A 16,835-nucleotide genomic window follows, 5' to 3' on the forward strand; every position below is an offset into this window, starting at 1 on the left:
AGGAACTAAAGATTTATCGTTCATAAACGGTATGAAAGACAAATGTAGCTGCAGGAATAAGAGATTTGTCCTTCATAAGCGGTATGAAGGACAAAAGCCGCTTCAGGAACAAGAGATTTGTCCTTCATAAGCGGTATGAAGGACAAAAACCGCTTCAGGAACAAGTGATTTGTCCTTCATAAGCGGCATGAAAGACAAAAGCCGCTTCAGGAACAAGTGATTTGTCCTTCATAAGCGGTATGAAAGACAAAAGCCGCTTCAGGAACAAGAGATTTATCCTTCATAAGGGTCGCTTATGACACGTTATTAATAGTCAACGAACTCCTTTAGATCCTATATCGGTTCGGTAATGTGCACCTATAAAAGAAACCTTTTCTACGGATATGTAAGCCACCTCTCTGGCTTCCTTCAAATGGTCGCCAATGGCAGTGATTCCCAGTACACGGCCTCCATTTGTAAGCATTTCGCCATCCTTTAAAGTGGTACCGGCATGGAATACAATAGCCGGATCAGTTACATGATCCAATCCTTTTATTACCTGGCCCTTTTCGTATGGTCCCGGATAACCAGCAGAAGACATAACCACGCAAACAGCAGACTTGTCTTTCCATTTCACCTCTACCTTTTCTAATTCTCCGGTGAGACTTGCCAGCAAGATATCCAGTAAATCTGTTTCTAGCAGTGGAAGAACTACCTGTGTTTCCGGATCGCCAAAGCGTGCATTGTATTCAATGACCTTTGGACCTGATTTTGTCAGCATTAAACCGGTATATAGAATCCCCTCAAAAGGACAGCCTTCCGCTGCCATCGCTTTTGCCGTTGGTTCGACTATTTCATGAATAATCCGCTCAACCATTGATGAATCAATATGTGGTAACGGTGCATAAGTTCCCATTCCTCCGGTGTTTGGTCCCTGGTCACCATCATTAACCGGCTTATGGTCCTGTGCCGGAACCATTGCCTTTACAATAGTCCTATTCACAAAAGCGAGCTGGGTCAATTCTTCTCCTTCTAAAAATTCCTCAACAACCACCTTCGCCCCCGCCAAGCCAAAGGAAACTTCTTTCATCATACTTTGAAGTGCATCTTCCGCTTCTTCCAGTGTTTTTGCCACAACCACACCTTTTCCTGCAGCTAAGCCATCCGCTTTGATCACAATTGGTGCCCCTTCGCTGCGAACATAAGCTAGTGCGTCCTCATAGTTTGTAAACGCAGCATATTTAGCTGTCGGAATCCCATAATTGATCATTAATTCTTTAGCGAATGCCTTACTTCCCTCTATCATTGCCGCTTCCTTTGAAGGGCCATAAACCGCTAATCCCTGCTCTTTAAAATAATTAACAATACCCAATGAGAGAGGCTCTTCTGGTCCTACAAAGGTAAGATCGATTTGTTCCATTTTAGCAAAAGCGGCTAATTTCTCTATATCTGAAACCGTTATTGAAACACATGTTGCTAACTCTGCAATCCCAGGATTGCCCGGAGCACAATAAATTTGAGTAACTTTAGGACTTTGAGACAGTTTCCAAACAATCGCATGCTCACGGCCTCCTCCCCCTATGACTAACACCTTCATTTCGTTTTACCTCCAGGTCTTTCTTTTCCTTCAATAAATCCAATGCATCTAGCCTTTCTCATCTCGCTGCCTCCCTATTCGCCAGTCTTTGGATCACTTCTGGTAATAATCTATGCTCCTGCTCTTGAATTTTTTCAATTAAGGTTTCTCTTGTCTCGTCCGATTCGATTGTGACTGCCTGTTGGGCAATTATGGGTCCTGTATCCATTCCTTCGTCGACATAATGGACCGTGACCCCAGTCACCTTTACCCCATAATCGAGCGCTTGACCAATGGCATCTTTTCCTGCGAATGCTGGTAATAAAGACGGGTGGACATTGATGATTTTCCGATCATAAACCCGGAGTAATACATTCCCCAGCAGTCTCATATATCCAGCCAATACGATAAAATCAACCTTCCTTTGTGTTAACTCGTCAAGGATCTCTAATTCATAAGCTTTTTTGTTTGGATAGTCCTTAGCAAAAAAAGTAAACACCGGGATCCGTTCATCCCTTGCTTTCTGTACTGCAAGGGCTTCAGGACAGTCACTGACCAGTAAAACCACTTCAACGTTAATGATTTTTTTCGAATGAATGGATTCTAGAATCGCTGAAAAATTAGAACCCGTACCAGAAGCAAAAACTGCAATCTTCATACTTACTCCTTCTTGAATACGACGTCTTCAGTACCTTTTTGCACTGTACCAATTACGAAGGCATCCTCACCCAACGTTTGCAGGTGCTCGATAATAGCTGTGGTGTCTGCAGAATCTACGACTAATATCATTCCAATTCCCATATTAAAGGTTCGGAACATATCATAATCTGAAATTTCGCCTGATTTTTGAATAAAGGAAAAAATTCCTGGGACCTTCCAAGATCCCTCCTTAATTTCAGCTAGATAACCCTTTGGAAGAATTCGTGGAATATTATCATAAAAACCTCCTCCGGTTACATGAACAAGACCATAGACAGTATATTTTCTTACAGTTGAAAGGATGGATTTCACATAAATTTTGGTTGGTTCAAGCAATACGCTTCCCAGTTCAGCCCCCAATTCATCCACATAGTCACCTAATGAGAGCTTAGCATCCTCCAAAAGAACTTTCCGGACAAGTGAAAAACCATTGCTATGTACACCACTTGAAGCTAAACCAATTAGAACTTGGCCTTCTTTTACTTTCGAACCATCAATGACATGTTTTTGATCTACCATACCAACAGTAAAGCCTGCAATATCATATTCCTCGTCCTGATACATTCCCGGCATCTCGGCAGTTTCACCGCCAATTAGGGAACACCCCGCCTGCACACATCCATCAGCAATCCCTTTAACTATGGCTTCAATTTTTTCCGGGACGATCTTACCGCAGGCTAAATAATCTAGAAAAAAAAGCGGCTCGGCTCCTTGGACGATGACGTCATTCACACACATGGCAACCGCATCGATTCCAATGGTATCATGCTTGTTCATGGCAAAAGCAATTTTCAATTTGGTCCCTACTCCATCCGTACCAGAAACAAAAACAGGTTCTTCCATCTTCTTTAAATCTGGTTTAAATAGAGCCCCAAACCCTCCTAATCCCGTTAGAACCTCTGGACGGAAGGTTTTTTTTACATGTTTTTTCATTCGTTCAACGGCTTCATTTCCCGCATCGATATTGACTCCAGCTTGGCGGTAAGCATCACTCATTCGTTTCTCTCCTTTACGGTAAACTTGCAGAGATTTCCTGCATGTTGAGCTTTTTTAATAATCCCGAACGCATTATGTTAGGAATTGCATTCTTCCAGGCTTCTTCCAATGTAGTAATCGGTTGAGAAATAACGGTCTTTCCATTATGTGTAATTGATAGTTCCTGACCTTTCACCCTACCGATTTCTTTTATGGGCACCTCCATCTGTTGTGCCATTTCTTTTATCTTCTCCGCAAGTTCCGGAGAAACGGAAAGAATAATTCGAGATTGCGTTTCACTAAAGAGGCTTAAGTCCGTTCGCAGTTCATCAGTTAACTTGATTTCTGCTCCCAACTTCCCACCAATACAGCTTTCAGCTATCGCTATTGCTAAACCGCCTTCTGCCGCATCATGAGCCGATTGGACTAATCCTTCTTGAATGATCTTAAGGGTAAAAGCTTGTATTTTCTTTTCCAAATCAAGGTTTAACTGCGGCGGGCGCCCTTCGATCTTTCCAGTCATTATTTTCTGGTATTCCGACCCGCCTATTTCGGCTTTGGTTTCCCCAATTAAATAAATTACATCGCCTTCATTTTTAAAATCCTGAGTTGTAATGTGAGCGATATCTTTAATTAACCCAACCATGCCAATGGTTGGTGTTGGAAAAATAGCTTCTCCTTTTGTTTCGTTATATAGGCTGACGTTTCCGCCAATAACCGGAGTATTGAGTTGACGGCACGCTTCACTAATCCCATCCGCTGCCTTTTCAAACTGCCAGAAGATTTCCGGCTTTTCTGGACTTCCAAAGTTCAAGTTATCTGTAATAGCTAAAGGCTCTGCACCGGAACAAACGACATTACGCGCCGCTTCTGCTACCGCGATAGCTCCTCCAACAAACGGATCAAGATAAACATACCTTCCATTGCAATCCGTTGTCATCGCCAAGGCTTTTCGTGTACCACGGATAGCAACTACAGCCGCATCCGATCCAGGTATGACTGCCGTATTTGTTCTAACCATATAGTCATACTGTTGATATACCCACTCTTTGCTGGCAATCGTAGGCGATGCTAGCAGCTGCTGCAGAACTGAATGATAATCCTTTGGCTCTTCAATAGCTGCAGCTGTGTCTAAGGAAGAATATTTTTCATAATATGGCGCCTCTTTAGATGGCTTACAATACACTGGGGCATCTTCTGCCAGCTTGTCTGCGGGGATTTCCGCTACGATTTCTCCCTTGTGAAGTAAACGGAGTTGGTTATCATCAGTCACCCGGCCGATCACAGCGGAGTGGAGCCCCCATTTATCAAATATCTTTTTTACTTCTCCTTCTTTTCCTTTTTTCGCAACAACCAGCATTCTTTCTTGTGATTCTGAAAGCATCATTTCGTAAGCATTCATTCCTTTTTCTCGCTGTGGAACGAGATCAAGATCCAATTCAACGCCATTTCCCGCTTTACTGGCCATTTCAGAGCTTGAGCTGGTTAACCCAGCCGCCCCCATATCTTGTATCCCGACCACATGACCAGAGGCGATCAATTCAAGAGTTGCTTCCAGCAGCAATTTTTCCATAAAAGGATCGCCCACTTGGACGGCTGGACGTTTCGCTTCGGAATTTTCACTCAACTCTTCTGAAGCGAATGTAGCTCCATGTATGCCGTCTCTTCCGGTAGCAGCTCCAACATAAATGACAGGGTTACCAATCCCTTTTGCCACGCCTTTTTGAATTTCATCATGGCTGATTAAACCCACACACATGGCATTAACAAGGGGATTCCCTTCATAGGAGGAATCAAAATATATCTCTCCGCCAACCGTTGGAATGCCCATACAGTTACCATATCCGGCAATACCTGCAACCACATTTTCAAAGATATATTTGGTTTTTGGGTTATCAAGTTCGCCAAAACGAAGAGAGTTCATTAAAGCGATCGGGCGTGCACCCATGGAAAAAACATCCCGAATGATACCGCCAACTCCCGTTGCAGCACCTTGATAGGGCTCAATGGCCGAAGGATGATTGTGGCTTTCAATTTTAAACACGACTGCTTGATTATCACCGATATCAACAATACCTGCTCCTTCTCCAGGGCCTTGCAAGACATGCGGGCCGGAAGTCGGAAAACGTTTGAGCACTACCTTCGAATTTTTATAGCTGCAATGCTCGGACCACATGACACTAAATATGCCTGTTTCGGTATAATTTGGTTTCCGTCCAAGAATTTCGATTACTTTATCAAATTCTTCATCGGTTAATCCCATTTCCCGATAGACCTCCTGCTGGGCGATTTGCTCAGGATTTGGTTCTTTATGCTGTACCATGTTGTTTCCTCCAGTAACTTAAAATAGATGAAAACATACGTTTTCCGTCATCAGTTCCCAGCCATTTATGAACCGCGCGTTCCGGGTGGGGCATTAAACCTAATACATTTCCTCTCTCATTGATTACCCCCGCAATCTCAGAAATCGACCCATTTGGATTCGTCCCTTTATACCTGAATACGATTTGATTGTTCTTTTCTAATTGATCCAATGTCTCTTGATCACAATAATAATTTCCGTCGCCATGGGCAATTGGAATACGTATCGTTTCACCTTCCTGATAGTCTAATGTGAACGGAGTTTGGTTGTTTTCTACTTTTAAATCAATGGTGTCACAATGAAATTTTAACCGCTGATTTCTTCTTAAAGCACCTGGCAAAAGATTAGCTTCAGTTAGTATTTGAAATCCATTACAGACACCAAGAATCAATTTCCCTTCTTCAGCCGCAATTTTCACCTGCTCCATGACAGGAGACAAGCTCGCAACAGCCCCAGGCCGCAAATAATCTCCATAGGAAAAACCACCTGGAACAAGAATTGCATCATATTTTGATAGGTCCGTTTCTAGATGCCATACATATTCGACCGACTGTTCAATCGTATCTAAAACAGCCTTATACATATCCACATCGCAATTTGAGCCAGGAAAAACCAGTACAGCAAAGTTCAACTAATTCCCCTCCTATCCTTCCTGCTTAGTAAGATCAAACCGATAGTCTTCAATCACCGTATTGGCTAACAGCTTCTCACACATATCCTTTACTCGTTCTGCTGCCGCCTTTTGATCATCGCTATTAATTTCCAGCTCCATGTATTTTCCTATTCGTACATCTCCAACCTCATCATATCCTAGTGAATGCAGCGACTCATGAACGGCATTCCCTTGGGGATCTAAAACACTTTCTCTTAAGGTTACATATACCGTTGCTTTAAACATTGACACTACCCCCAATTCTCCTTAATATTTCTTGATAAGCTTCCTCAACGTTCCCTAAATCCCGCCTAAACCGATCTTTATCTAACTTTTCCTTTGTATCGGCATCCCAAAATCGACACGTATCCGGAGAGATTTCGTCTGCTAAGATAATAGTGCCTGCAGGGGTTTTTCCAAACTCTACTTTAAAATCCACTAAGATAATATCTTTGTTTAAGAGATATTCGTTCATAATATCATTGATTTTTAATGCTTCCTTTCGAATGGCTGCTACTTCAGACTCTCTAGCCAGCCCAAGAATGGCAATATGATCATTGTTAATCAAAGGGTCCCCTAGCTCATCATTCTTATAGTAGAATTCCACAATGGTTTTTGGGAGTTCCTTCCCTTCCTCCCATCCCAGCCTTTTTGCAAGTGAGCCCGCCGCTATATTGCGAACGACAACCTCAATCGGGATAATCACTACCTGCTGAACAATCTGCTCAATTGATGAAATCTTTTTAATAAAATGATTATCCACGCCTTTTTCTTTTAGCAAACTTAGGAAAATGGCACTAATTTCATTATTTAGAGTTCCTTTTCCTGCTATTTGACCCTTTTTCTCACCATTGAAGGCAGTGGCATCATCTTTATATTCAATCCAATACTTTCCTGGTTCTGATGTTTTAAACACTTTTTTCGCTTTACCTTCATAAAGCTGTTCTAATTTTTCCATTATTTTTCACTCTTTTCACTCGTGGGTTATGTTTTAGCCGGACGACTATAATAGCCGCGTATCCTTATGACCAAATTCCAAGATCCTTAATTTGCTTGTCTATTTGCTCGAGAGTTGAACCTAAAAAATTAATGTGACCCATTTTCCGATTTTCTACGCTTTCCTTTTTGCCGTATAAATGTAGTTTGGCTGTTGGAGGAAGCTGATCTATTTTATCTAGCACTTGACTTAGATGCTGACCCAAAATATTAACCATTATAATCGGACTTAAAAGAGTAGTATCTCCTAAGGGTAGTCCACATATTGCCCTTATATGTTGTTCAAATTGAGAAGTAATACATGCATCCATTGAAAAATGTCCGGAATTATGAGGTCTTGGTGCTAACTCGTTCACGATAATTTCACCATCATTCGTAAGGAATATCTCTATCGCAATTAATCCTACTACATGTAAGGAGTCAGCTATTTTCAATGCTGTAGTTTCCGCTTGAATCCTTTGCTCATCGGTGATTCTTGCAGGAACGAAGGACTGATGCAGGATATTCTTAATATGGACATTTTCAGCTACTGGGAAAGTCTTTGTTTGACCTTGAATATTTCGGGCAACAATCACTGATAATTCTTTGCTAAACGGGATAAATTGTTCGATGATCATGTCCATCCCTGCCTTATTCCAAGCCTCAATGGCTATTGGAATTTCATCCCTGCTTTTTATTACCCATTGCCCTTTCCCATCGTATCCCCCTGTAGCTGTTTTCATTATGAAAGGCAATCCCAAACGATCGATAGCCGTTTTAATGTCATTTTCCGATTGTATGACCAAGAAAGAACCTACTGGTACATTGAAGGACTTTAATGTGGATTTTTCCCGAATCCGATTTTGGGTTATTTTGAGCAGTTCGCTTCCTTGAGGTACAAAGGATGTAGTTTCTAACATGGAGGTTATAGTAGAATCTACATTTTCAAATTCATAAGTAATAACATCTGAGGAATCTGCTAGTTCTTTAACTGCTTTAAGCTCAGAATAGGGAGCTGTGATTTGAAGATCTGCAACTTGCCCACAGGGTGAGTTAGGTGTCGGATCCAAAGTAATGAAACGATATCCCATATTTCTACCAGCCATTGAAATCATTCTTCCAAGCTGGCCTCCCCCTAAGATACCAATCGTTGAGCCGGGTTTTATAACTGTCAAAGTATTTTTCCTCCCTCATCCTTTTTTAAACTTTTCATAATTTTAGGTTTTCCTGAAACACACTCCTTTACTTTTTTTATCAAAAAAATTTTGATAGTTAACCAAAACCAATACAATCAACTAGACATTGAAAGAAAAGGATAAAAATTCTGCTTTCGCCAAAAATAATGAAATGAAATCAGGGGAGGAATATAATAATGGATTCAGAAATGCAGGAGAAATGCGGTGTATTTGGAGTTTTTAATCACCCCCAAGCGGCACATTTAACATATTATGGACTTCATGCCCTTCAACACCGTGGCCAGGAGAGTGCAGGAATTGTGGCTAGTGATGGAAAATTATTCAGACATCACAGGGGCATGGGATTAGTTACTCAAGTATTTTCACGTGAGATTCTGGATGGACTAAGCGGAAATATGGCCATCGGTCATGTACGATATTCTACTTCTGGTGCAAGTTTACTGCAAAACGCACAACCTCTTGTTTTTAAGTACAGTGAGGGCGATTTGGCCGTTGCCCATAACGGGAACCTAGTGAACGCCAATATTGAACGGAAGGTTCTCCAACAACAGGGTGCCATCTTTCAGACAACAACTGATACGGAAATTATTGCTCACCTAATAGCCCGATCCAGTAAAAAATATTTTGATGAAGCTGGCCCGGATGTCCTGAAGCGGATTGACGGTTCCTTTGCTTTGTGCATCATGACTGATAAACAAATGCTGATTGCCCTGGATCGCCATGGATTACGTCCCCTTAGCCTTGGAAAAATTGGTGAATCCATTATCGCGTCATCAGAAACATGTGGACTAAATGCGGTAGATGCTAAGTTCTGGAGGGATGTGGAACCGGGCGAATGGCTTCTTGTGAACGAGAAGGGAATAAAAACAGGAAGATTTGCTCCAAAAGGTGACGTTTCCCTTTGCTCCTTTGAATTTGTTTATTTTGCTCGTCCAGATAGTGTGATTCATGGAAGAAGTGTCTTAGCCATACGGAAAGAATTAGGCCAAATTTTAGCAAAAGAACATCCGACACCAGCTGATGTTGTCGTTGCCGTTCCAGAATCGAGTGTCCCTGCAGCAATGGGTTATGCCCAACAATCAGGAATTCCATATGAAATGGGAATCATCAAAAACCCCTATGCCGGTCGTTCATTTATTGAACCAACCCAAGAATTGCGGGACTTGGCCGTTCGTCTAAAATTAAGTGCTGTCCGTGAAATTCTCGAGGATAAGCGGGTCGTGCTTGTTGATGATTCGATTGTTCGCGGAACGACAAGCAAGCGAATTGTTGAATTGATTCGTCAGGCAGGTGCCAAGGAGGTCCATGTACGAATTAGTTCCCCTATGGTAAGAAATCCTTGTTTTTATGGAGTGGATATGCCGACCAAAGAAGAACTTTTTGCTAACAAACATGAACATGAACGAGCAATGGGAAATGTGATTGGAGCAGATTCATTAGCCTTCTTAAGTACGGAAGGGTTATTAGAGGCGGTAGATGTAGATCTTGCAGAAACAAGCAGTCGCTGTATCGCCTGTTTTAGCGGAGCATATCCAACTAAATTGTATTTGAAGTGATCATCTTAATTAAACTAGGACCTCCAAAAATGGAAGTCCTAGTTTATCATTATATTTATTCACGAATAAACCCAAACTTTTGAAATTAAATTATGTTAGTTTAGATGTTACGATAAAGAAAAACCTTCAAATTTATGAAGGTTTTAGCTTATTATTATAAATATTTGATTCCAGCCTTGCAAAGAAAGAAAAGGCATCCTTTTTCCTCTAAAGATCTCTACTTAACTAATTTTTATCATTTTCGTACGCGATAACCACTACTTTTTTATGTGCTTGCTCGCTTATTTTTTCTTCTAGTGATTGAATTTCATTAATCAAATTAGGTGAAAGCGTAGCTGCAACATACTGATTTTCTTTAATCATTTTCATTACTCCTTTACGATAATTGTCTTAGGTATTATTAAAAACCTAAATTAAAGATTTTTCTTCATCAGGAGAAAAATTTGGATCCCAGCCGGTAATAATAGGACTTTTTCTGCCTGAATATCATTATTATTATGTTCACTTCAATGTCTTATTCATTTTCGTAATTGTCTACCCCTCAATTTGAAATTCCTGTGGAGAAATTTGATTACCTTGTGCATTATTATTACACCACCTTTTGAAAGGATAAATTTTTCTTTTACTCCCAAAAATAACGGATCTATACGCAACTGTAGCCTGGTCAGGAAATCTTCAGCCTGAATTTCAAACAGATATCAGTTTAAAGACTTTTCTTGGAAGAGGCAGCGGTGAGTCCATTCAAATGAGGTTCGAAGGTGAAGGCTTTGTTGTAATCCAACCCTACGAAGAGGTTTACATGAAAGCAAAGTTAGTTGGGTTGGTGAAAAAGGTAAACACCAAAAAAAAGTTCCTGGTACCATCCAAATTTAATGGTACCAGAAACTTTTTTTGGCTTTGGCGTTCACCATTTAATACCCTCTTCTATCTCCTAAATGTAACAAAGTCTACATTAACAGGTTCGCTTTCATTAGCTCTCAGAAGTAGATTGATCTGTCCTCGGTGATATTGACCATGTAATGCAACATGGGTCAATATATCCCTTACCGAATTTTGAAACTCTCTGCCTTTACTATTTCTGTATAAAACGATCTGTTCGAGATCAGAATTTGAAAAACCAGAAAGAAATTCTTTAAAGTTTTGCAGATTTTGATTAACAAGTTCTGCACAGACTTCTAAACTGACCTCTGCCCAAATAGGTAATTTGGAACTGTCCGATCCTTTTAACCTAGTAAACCACACATGTTCTGCCAAAAGTATATGTGAGAATAGATTCTTAACTTGTTTGTTCTCTCCTTCCATATTTTTTAAGGTTTCAAGAATTCGATGATTAGACCAATGTAAATGCTCAAACATATTTCGAATCGTTTCCACATTACCACCTCCATGTATTTAAACAAAATGTATAATCAAATAGAATTTAGAACCATTTACATTTTAGACAATACCAACATATTTTTGTTATAAATCATTACTAATTTTAGGTATTATCATCTATAGGTTTCCAACCATAACTGTACATGTTAGAATCATATAGTTGTTATATTCTATCTACTACCGGTGGTGTTTTGTGAAAGAATCTGTACTAATACAAGAAAACAAAAGAATCAAACTGAAATTTAGTTTTCTAAAAAAAGACATTGTCTTTACCATTTCACTTATTTTAGCAGTGACAAGCTCTTTAATTTATCCTCCAAAATTGGAGTATATCAATTTTCAAGTGCTATTTATTTTATTTAGCCTGATGCTAACCATAAAGGCGTTGGAAGAACTTAGATTTCTTGATAAATTCGCAATAGCTATTATTAATAAATGTAATAATAGCCGGTCCGTTTCTGCCATATTAATTTTGTTATGTTTTTTTACTTCAATGTTTGTGACGAACGATGTGGCACTGCTTACTTTTGTACCTTTGACTCTTGTTAGTAGCAAAAAAACCAAAATTCCCATGATGGAGACAATTATCCTGCAAACTATTGCAGCCAATATTGGAAGCAGTTTAACACCAATGGGAAATCCGCAAAATTTGTTCATTTATTCTCATTATGGAATCAAGCCATTACCCTTTTTTTCGACCGTCCTATTCATGGCTGTCCTTGGGATATGTTCTATATATATCCTTATAAAAAGAATGCAAAATAGAGACTTGAAAGTAGTTCTTACTCCCATGCTATTAGACGATTGGAAAAAACCAGCTGTCTGGGGATTAATCCTAGCAATAATCATCGCTTCTATTTTTGGAATGGTCAGTTACCAGGTTGCCTTCGTGGTTACATTCATATCCGTGATCATTTTGAATGTAAAATTATTGATAAAGATTGATTATCTGCTGCTGTTTACCTTTATCTGTTTTTTTATCTTTATCGGAAATATTTCCAATTCAAACACATTACAAGCATTTGCCAGTGCAAATTTGAAAGACACTACTTCCGTCTATTTTAGCTCGATATTTTTAAGCCAATTTATTAGTAACGTCCCTGCTTCTATCCTCCTGGCAGAATTCACAACAGATTGGAAACCTTTATTATTGGGAGTGAATATAGGAGGACTAGGGACCATTATTGCATCATTAGCCAGTGTGATTTCTTACAAACTATTCATTCAGGCAAATCCAACCGAGAGTAAAAAATATATAATTAAATTTAGTCTCTATAATTTTTCCCTTTTAGCGTTTTTAAGTTTGATTCAGTACTTTATCATTAAACTATTTTAAAATGAGCTTTTTCATATGCAGTGTATATAAAAATCAGGCACCATCCAGAGAATTGGATATGCCTGATTTTTTATTAAAAGGGAATTCCTATGATTAAGTCTCTCCAACCTGAACTAATTTTCTTTTGACCGGTCAAAGAAATATCTTACCTTCAATTCGATAACCCCAACAAATTCTCCAATCTCTTCCTTAAAGACTGTTTGCCGTCCGCTGTATCAACTTGTAGTTGTTTTTTAGAATTCTTAACATACTTCCATGCAGACTCAGCACTTTTTTCCACTTCCTGTTGTTTAAGTCCAATCATTGTTTGGTAATCATACATTCGCATTTGTATTTTCTCCTCTCAAAAATTAAAGAATAAATTCTTAGCATCATAATAAAACCCGAGTGTATAAAAGACGACCGTTCGGTTTATTTAATGGTTCAACGATTCTTAATTTGTCCCTGATATTATCAGCAGCAATTTTATAAGTGCAAAAAAACAAGCCGATTAGGTTGGGCTTGCCTTAATGTACCGATAGTTCTTTAACTCTTAGGATGAACATTTTTTTTATTTCATTTAATACCTCTTGGTATGGATAATCTTCGTATACAATTGTCTGCGAGACCACTCCATCGATCATGGACCAAAATAGATCTGCAAACACTACGGGATTCACATCTTGTTTTATTTCACCAGACTTCTGCCCTTCTTTAAGAATATCAGTTATTTGAGAAATAAAATATTTTTGCCTCCGATCCCGTAAACGTTCCGTTAATTCTTTGTTCCTTGAAGAATGAAGTTTGAACTCTAAGTGAACCGAAAAACGAGCTTTATTTTCTTCTACAAAAGGATTTATATCTAGGTAAATATCGAACAAGTAGTTTAGTTTTTCAATGGCTGATACCTTTTTAGAAATTTCCTGATTCAGTTCGTCATGTGTTTGATTCGTTTCCGTACTCATTAATTCTAGGTAAATTTCATCCTTACTTTGAAAGTAATTATAAATAGCACCTTTACTGATACCAGAATGCTCTACAATGTCATTTATCGTAGCGACTTCGAAACCTTTTTTAGCAAAGCAAACAAAAGCACTCGACAAGATTTCTTTTTTCTTTTTCTCTTTATAATCATCAGAAACAATTGGTGGCATATTGATCCCCGCCCTTATTATTAATCATTCACGATACAATATATGAAGGTAAATAAAAAAACGACCGCCCGGTTTATTTAAATTTTAGCTTATCGCCCTCGATAAAAGCAACCAAAATTTATTGTAAATAGAAATCACAACAAAGGCCATCGAGTTTTCGATGGCTTTTTGTTTATCGAACTTTTTCTAAATGACGTACCATTTGCCCGAAATGACCTGTTACATGCTGAACGATTAAATGGTCGACTAAGAATGATAACGGTTTTCCGTCAAAGTTTGGATTATAACTTGGAGCTGTTTTTACTAGATCCTCTTCTTTAACTCTAGCAAGTGATGCCTCAACCTTCGGTACTAAGTTTAGTAGTTTAGTTATGGCATACTCTTTCTTAATTCGAGATACAACCTTTTCATCTACTGCAGCTAAACGACGTACATGTTCATGATTCCGTCCCCATTTTGCACCTGGAACAACTAACAATGCTTCCAAATCGGCTACCCAAAAATCTACCGCTTCTAAAATATGAGAAACAATTTGCATGGCGGACCATTCTTTTTCAGAAGGTTTAACATAAAGTGTCGCCTCTTCCGTATTTTTCACTACCGCTACAATATCATCTACACTCTTTTTAAAAGTTTCTAATCTTTCATTCAGTACTGCTGTCGTCATCGTAATAAGCCCTCCTACAATTCACTAATTGTGAACTTTCAACACTTTCGTGCTAAATAGTATTATAAGTATAGATTAAAAATGCGCTAGAGTTGGCTCTAACGCATTTTTGATTTGCGTAAAGTTGTAAATTAGCAATCGACACGTTGGTAATTTTTATTGAAATAGCCATATAGGAAATCAACAATCTTGTAATCTGTTGGTTTGTGTTGTTCGAAAATAAAGTTGCGAAGTGAAATGGTTGTTGGGTCCTCCGCGTGAATGATTTCTCCCCATTTACGGGCTGTTGTTTGTACCATTGCAGAACGTGGAATTCGCATTTCTTGGTATGCTTTAAATGCTTCTTCGTAAGTATTATGTTCTTTTAATTTCGCACCTAGGACAAACGCATCTTCAAATGCTTGAACGCCGCCTTGAGCTAAATATTGAAGCATAGCATGACCAGAATCCCCTAATAGCGTAATGTTGCCTTCTGTCCAATTGTCGATTGGTTGTCGATCATACATTTGCCAACGGAATTGACGGTTAATATAAGATAAAGCATTTTGAACTTTTGGATGACTATTTTCAAAACGGCGAGTAAGTTCTTCTGGATTTCCCCAGTCTTCTACAGTAGCATCATAGGATTTAAATACCACTACTTGGTTGTAAAGCTCTCCACGACGAACTGGATATTGTACTAAGTGCAGGTTTGGCCCAATCCACATGATGACATCATCTAAGTCTAAGTTTGAGTTATTTGCCACTTCTTCAATTGGAATCGTTCCACGGTAAGCTACATACGCAGAGTTTACTGGTTCATCTTCAATCAATAGCTTACGCATGTTTGATTTTACCCCATCCGCACCTATTACTGCTTCCGCACTAAACGTTTCATCATTTTGGTTGACAACTGTTACAGTATCACCATTTTGTTCTGCGGTTTGAATGGTTTGGTTTGTAAAGAATTTGATATTGCTGCTTTTTTGACATGCTTCATAAAGAACTCTGTGTAAGTCAGAGCGATGCAATACGATATATGGCTGACCGAATTCTTTTTGGAAACCTTCCCCTAAATCAAGTGTTGCTAACTCTTCTGCAGTATAAACATCTTTTAGGACCAGACGTTTTGGTACTACCGCATGCTTTAAAATTTCTTCCTTTACTCCTAGACGGTCTAACACTTCTAACGCGTTTGGTGCTAACTGAATACCTGCACCTACTTCTCCAAATTCAGGTGCTTGCTCAAAAATTGCTACTGATTTACCAGATTCCTGGATTGATAGGGCTACGGCTAAACCACCGATTCCTCCACCTACTACAATAATATCGCTTACATTAGTCGTCATTGAAAATTCCTCCCAAATAGGTTATTATCTTCTACAAATAGTGAACAATGTTCCCAATAAGTAAACTTTAAATCATCTTTCACTATTTCGTCAATACAAAAATTTTTAAATTCTGAAATTTCTTTTAATCAATTTTTCTACTACACTATCCAAAACCAACTGAAAAGAGGGGGATCATTATGACAATTGAAACGAAAGCTACCGGTATACAGTCATTACAAATTGGGTTAAACATATTAGAAATCTTAGCAATGGATAAAGAGCCTCTAAAGTTTACTGATATTCAAAACCGAACTTCTATGACAAAAGGTAATTTATATAAATATTTGGCAACACTATGCCAATTTGGATTAATCAATCGTAATCCTCATACAAACACGTATACGCTTGGACATAAATTAGTACAGTTAGGAAATATTGCTTTAGGTCAAACTTCTTTAATTGAAGTGGTTATACCCTATTTCAAAAAGATCACCGAGCACACGAGCCTAACAGTACTACTGGCTGTTCCTTCGATAAAAGGCCCACTCATTTCATATATTTTAAGTGCAGATTATGGAATAAATATCGGAGCACAAATGGGGACACACTTGCCGCTCTCCTCCTCAACCGGCGTCGTTTTTTCTGCTTTTGAAAAAGATGTCCTCATGAAAGAATGGGAAGAAGAGGAATTATCCCAGCTCAATGAAAGTGATTTACAGCAATATCAAGATGAAAAGGAAAAAACAAGAGAGTTGTTTTTTGCATCAAAAACTGAACCGCTAATCAATCATGTCTCTTCTTTTAGTGTCCCTTTATTAAATTTCAACAATGAACTGATCGGAGCCATTACCATCGTTGGTATAACTGAGACAGTACCAAAATCAGTGGATCATCCGATTGGACAATACGTTCTCAAAACCGCAAAGGAAATTTCACAATATTATGGTTTTATAAATTAATCTCCTACTCTTCCATCTGTGTTTTAGCATGAAGTTCTTCTATAGAAGTTTATGCTTTTTATATTGCATTACTGGATATTTGG

General features: G+C 38.8%; 17 protein-coding genes and 1 pseudogene. 4 read left to right on the top strand and 14 right to left on the bottom strand.

The genetic code is table 11. The features are described 5' to 3' along the window. Positions 1–313: 313 nt before the first annotated feature. The 8 genes from purD to purK form a co-directional block, all read right to left on the bottom strand. Positions 314–1,576, bottom strand: coding sequence for a phosphoribosylamine--glycine ligase (gene purD, locus CCK98_RS20025; protein ID WP_088088190.1), 1,263 nt, complete (start codon positions 1,574–1,576; stop codon positions 314–316). A 58-nt stretch (positions 1,577–1,634) separates the two neighbouring features. Next, positions 1,635–2,213, bottom strand: coding sequence for a phosphoribosylglycinamide formyltransferase (gene purN / locus CCK98_RS20030; RefSeq protein WP_088088191.1), 579 nt, complete (start codon positions 2,211–2,213; stop codon positions 1,635–1,637). Positions 2,214–2,215: 2 nt separating this feature from the next. Beyond that, entirely contained in the window at positions 2,216–3,250 is a 1,035-nt protein-coding gene (purM, locus tag CCK98_RS20035; RefSeq protein WP_088088192.1) for a phosphoribosylformylglycinamidine cyclo-ligase, read from the bottom strand. Between the two features lie 13 nt (positions 3,251–3,263). After that, on the bottom strand, positions 3,264–5,552 hold the full coding sequence (gene purL / locus CCK98_RS20040) for a phosphoribosylformylglycinamidine synthase subunit PurL (RefSeq protein ID WP_088088193.1): 2,289 nt from the start codon (positions 5,550–5,552) through the stop codon (positions 3,264–3,266). Further along, positions 5,539–6,222 (bottom strand): phosphoribosylformylglycinamidine synthase subunit PurQ, encoded by a 684-nt coding sequence (gene purQ / locus CCK98_RS20045; RefSeq protein WP_088088194.1) that lies wholly within the window; start codon positions 6,220–6,222, stop codon positions 5,539–5,541. Before purQ ends, purL begins: the two co-directional genes overlap by 14 nt. 12 nt (positions 6,223–6,234) lie before the next feature. After that, positions 6,235–6,489 (bottom strand): phosphoribosylformylglycinamidine synthase subunit PurS, encoded by a 255-nt coding sequence (purS, locus tag CCK98_RS20050; RefSeq protein ID WP_088088195.1) that lies wholly within the window; start codon positions 6,487–6,489, stop codon positions 6,235–6,237. Beyond that, positions 6,482–7,201, bottom strand: a complete 720-nt coding sequence (purC, locus tag CCK98_RS20055) for a phosphoribosylaminoimidazolesuccinocarboxamide synthase (protein ID WP_088088196.1) — start codon at positions 7,199–7,201, stop codon at positions 6,482–6,484. Before purC ends, purS begins: the two co-directional genes overlap by 8 nt. A gap of 64 nt (positions 7,202–7,265) precedes the next feature. Further along, positions 7,266–8,393: a 5-(carboxyamino)imidazole ribonucleotide synthase gene (purK, locus tag CCK98_RS20060; RefSeq protein ID WP_088088197.1), complete on the bottom strand. Its 1,128-nt coding sequence runs from the start codon at positions 8,391–8,393 to the stop codon at positions 7,266–7,268. 197 nt (positions 8,394–8,590) lie between these two features. Here purK and purF point away from each other — a divergent pair, with 197 nt between their 5' ends. Continuing rightward, complete coding sequence (gene purF / locus CCK98_RS20065) at positions 8,591–9,970, top strand: amidophosphoribosyltransferase (protein WP_088088198.1); 1,380 nt, start codon at positions 8,591–8,593, stop codon at positions 9,968–9,970. 225 nt (positions 9,971–10,195) lie between these two features. Here the strand turns inward: purF and CCK98_RS35535 are convergent, their stop codons facing one another. Then, positions 10,196–10,333: a hypothetical protein gene (locus CCK98_RS35535; RefSeq protein WP_179195871.1), complete on the bottom strand. Its 138-nt coding sequence runs from the start codon at positions 10,331–10,333 to the stop codon at positions 10,196–10,198. A 265-nt stretch (positions 10,334–10,598) separates the two neighbouring features. Between CCK98_RS35535 and CCK98_RS20070 the strand changes: the two are divergent. Continuing rightward, a pseudogene (locus CCK98_RS20070) lies at positions 10,599–10,769 on the top strand (AIM24 family protein); the annotation flags it as partial. A gap of 125 nt (positions 10,770–10,894) precedes the next feature. Here CCK98_RS20070 and CCK98_RS20075 read toward each other — a convergent pair. Next, positions 10,895–11,344 (bottom strand): DinB family protein, encoded by a 450-nt coding sequence (locus tag CCK98_RS20075; protein ID WP_088088199.1) that lies wholly within the window; start codon positions 11,342–11,344, stop codon positions 10,895–10,897. Between the two features lie 196 nt (positions 11,345–11,540). On the opposite strand from CCK98_RS20075, the gene CCK98_RS20080 reads away from it, so the two are divergent. After that, positions 11,541–12,683: an SLC13 family permease gene (locus tag CCK98_RS20080; RefSeq protein WP_088088200.1), complete on the top strand. Its 1,143-nt coding sequence runs from the start codon at positions 11,541–11,543 to the stop codon at positions 12,681–12,683. A 151-nt stretch (positions 12,684–12,834) separates the two neighbouring features. Here the strand turns inward: CCK98_RS20080 and CCK98_RS35540 are convergent, their stop codons facing one another. From CCK98_RS35540 to CCK98_RS20095, 4 genes are all read right to left on the bottom strand, one after another. After that, positions 12,835–13,011, bottom strand: a complete 177-nt coding sequence (locus CCK98_RS35540; protein WP_179195872.1) for a hypothetical protein — start codon at positions 13,009–13,011, stop codon at positions 12,835–12,837. Positions 13,012–13,189: 178 nt separating this feature from the next. Beyond that, positions 13,190–13,816: a TetR/AcrR family transcriptional regulator gene (locus tag CCK98_RS20085; RefSeq protein ID WP_088088201.1), complete on the bottom strand. Its 627-nt coding sequence runs from the start codon at positions 13,814–13,816 to the stop codon at positions 13,190–13,192. Between the two features lie 172 nt (positions 13,817–13,988). Beyond that, positions 13,989–14,483, bottom strand: a complete 495-nt coding sequence (locus CCK98_RS20090) for a DinB family protein (RefSeq protein WP_088088202.1) — start codon at positions 14,481–14,483, stop codon at positions 13,989–13,991. Positions 14,484–14,614: 131 nt separating this feature from the next. Then, positions 14,615–15,811, bottom strand: coding sequence for an FAD-dependent monooxygenase (locus CCK98_RS20095; protein WP_088088203.1), 1,197 nt, complete (start codon positions 15,809–15,811; stop codon positions 14,615–14,617). Positions 15,812–15,990: 179 nt separating this feature from the next. Between CCK98_RS20095 and CCK98_RS20100 the strand changes: the two genes are divergently transcribed. Beyond that, positions 15,991–16,752 carry an IclR family transcriptional regulator gene (locus CCK98_RS20100; RefSeq protein WP_088088204.1) on the top strand — a complete coding sequence of 254 codons (762 nt, stop codon included), beginning with the start codon at positions 15,991–15,993 and terminating at the stop codon, positions 16,750–16,752. The last annotated feature ends 83 nt before the right edge of the window (positions 16,753–16,835 follow it).

This window comes from Bacillus sp. OV166 (assembly GCF_900177675.1).
Lineage (GTDB): Bacteria > Bacillota > Bacilli > Bacillales > Cytobacillaceae > Neobacillus.